Origin of the sequence: Streptomyces calidiresistens (genome assembly GCF_014141525.1) — a bacterium.
GTDB lineage: Bacteria > Actinomycetota > Actinomycetes > Streptomycetales > Streptomycetaceae > Streptomyces > Streptomyces calidiresistens.
This window is the reverse complement of sequence record NZ_VKHS01000836.1, coordinates 1-2,242: the sequence shown is the minus strand read 5'-3', so window position 1 is coordinate 2,242 and position 2,242 is coordinate 1. Positions and strand designations below refer to the sequence as shown.

Sequence of the window (2,242 nt, the reverse complement as noted above, 5' to 3'; positions counted from 1 at the left end):
CTGTCTTTTTTTTTCAAGAAGAAAACAGCATACTAGGTATCTCGAAGTCTCGTGGGGTCGGAGATGTGGATAAGCGACAGGACCTGCGCCCGGGCCGCTCCCCCGTCCCTCCGGGGGGTGTCCCGGGCACGGTCGCGTCACCCCGTGGGGCGTCAACGCGCGCCGGCGGCCGAAAGGTTGCCGCGTGCGCGATGTCTTTACAGGTTCAACGAAGAACGCTACGTTCCCCTGTATGGGAGCGCTCCCATGAGCGAATCATGGACCACCCCCCCACCTCATCACGCGAAGGGACGTCACGCGATGAGATTCCGAGCAACTCCCGGGCGACGGAGGAGGGCGGCGTTGTTGACGCTGCTGTCCTTCCTGCCCGCCGTCGGTCTGATCGTCTTCACCGGCCCCTCGGCCTCCGCGCACGGCGCACCGATGGGTCCCGGCAGCCGGACCTTCCTGTGCTGGCAGCACGCGGTCACCCAGAGCGGCCAGATCGACCCCACCAACCCGGCCTGCCGGGCCGCGCTCCAGCAGGGCGGCGCGACCGCCTACTACAACTGGTTCGCGGTGCTGCAGTCCAACGCGCAGGGGCGGACCCGGGGATTCATCCCCGACGGTCAGCTGTGCAGCGGTGGCTCCGGGGCCTACGACTTCTCGGGCTTCGACCTGGCCCGTGACGACTGGCCCTACACCCACGTGACGGCGGGCGCGCCGTTCCGCTTCACCTACAACGTGTGGGCCCACCACCCGGGCACCTTCCACCTGTACGTCACCAAGGACGGCTACGACCCCACCAAGCCGCTGACCTGGGATGACCTGGAGGACCAGCCCTTCCACTCGGTGACCGACCCGCCGTGGACCGGCAGTGTCGGCACGGTCGAGGCCGAGTACTACTGGACCGCCAACCTGCCGAGGAACAAGACCGGCAAGCACATCATCTACATGCACTGGGTCCGCTCCGACAGCCCGGAGAACTTCTACAGCTGCTCCGACGTCGTCTTCGACGGCGGCAGCGGTGAGGTCACCATCCCCGGCGTGGGCAGCGGCGGCCCCGGTGGCAACACCGTGGGCGGCGGCACCGGTGGCAACAGCGGTGGCGACAACGGCGGCAACGGTGGTGACAACGGCGGCGCCAACGCCGGTGGTGGCGACAACGGCGGCGGCGACAACGGCGGCAACGGCGGTGGCGACAACGGCGGTTCGGGCCCCATCGGCGCGGAGTGCACCGCCCAGCGCACCATCGTCAGCAGCTGGTCCGGCGGCTACCAGGCCGAGGTGACCGTCACCAACGCCCTGGACGTCGCGCTGACCGGCTGGACCGCCTCCTGGAACCAGCCCGCGGGCAGCACCCTGGACCAGGTCTGGAGCGGCACCTCGTCGGTCCACGGCAACCACGTGATGGTGCAGAACGCGAGCTGGAACGGCTCGCTCGCACCGGGCGCCTCCACCACCTTCGGCTACATCGCGTCCGGCAGCCCGCCGGCCGACTCGACGGTGGAGTGCGGCGGCTTCCGGGCCGGCACGCAGGCCGGTGACCAGCACGCCGCGCACGCGCAGCACGCCGGGCACACCACCCAGGCCGGCCCCGCCGCGGAGACCCTGCTGGACCGGATGCTCTCCGGCGCCCGGAGCCTGATCTCGGCCTGATCCGGCCCCGATCGGCACCACCGGGGAACACGGAAGAACCCGGAAGAACACGGAAGAACAGCGCCACCGCACCACCCGGTCGGTGCGCGGCGGCCCTCCCGGCCCCGCGCACCGGTCCGGGCCCCGAACCTCCGGCCCGCCGCCGCCCTTCCCAGCCCCCGCTCGGCGGCGGGTCGGATCACACCGGCGGCCGGTGGAATGGCCCCGGGGCCGTTCCACCGGCCGCCCACGGACGGCCCCGGGCGGTCGGGACGGCCCTCAGCGGGCGGCGAGCCGGAACGCCGTCCCGCCGAACCGCACCCGATCGCCCGGGGCCACCGGCACCGCGCCGGTGACCCGACGACCGTTGACCCACGTGCCGTTGGCCGACCCCAGGTCGCGCAGCGACCACCCCCCGCCCGGCACGGCGTGCAGCTGCGCGTGGAAACGCGAGACGCTCGCGTCGTTGAGCCGCAGCACCGACCCCGGCGCCCGCCCGATCGACATCGGGTGCGGGCCCGGTACCGGCAACAGCAGCTCCGGCAGTCGCTCCTGGCGCCACGCGTGCCGCAACCGCTCGCGGAAGGCGGACAGCCGCCCCACCGCCCGCACCAGCCGCCCCGGG

The 2,242-nt window shown here is 72.2% G+C and carries 2 protein-coding genes; one reads left to right on the top strand and one right to left on the bottom strand.

Annotated elements, in window-relative coordinates:
• Positions 1-342: 342 nt before the first annotated feature.
• Positions 343-1,638 (top strand): lytic polysaccharide monooxygenase, encoded by a 1,296-nt coding sequence (locus FOE67_RS23270; RefSeq protein ID WP_438874289.1) that lies wholly within the window; start codon positions 343-345, stop codon positions 1,636-1,638.
• Positions 1,639-1,896: 258 nt separating this feature from the next.
• Here FOE67_RS23270 and FOE67_RS23265 read toward each other — a convergent pair.
• Positions 1,897-2,242 (bottom strand): FHA domain-containing protein (locus FOE67_RS23265; protein WP_182666803.1); only part of this gene is annotated, 346 nt, incomplete at its 5' end.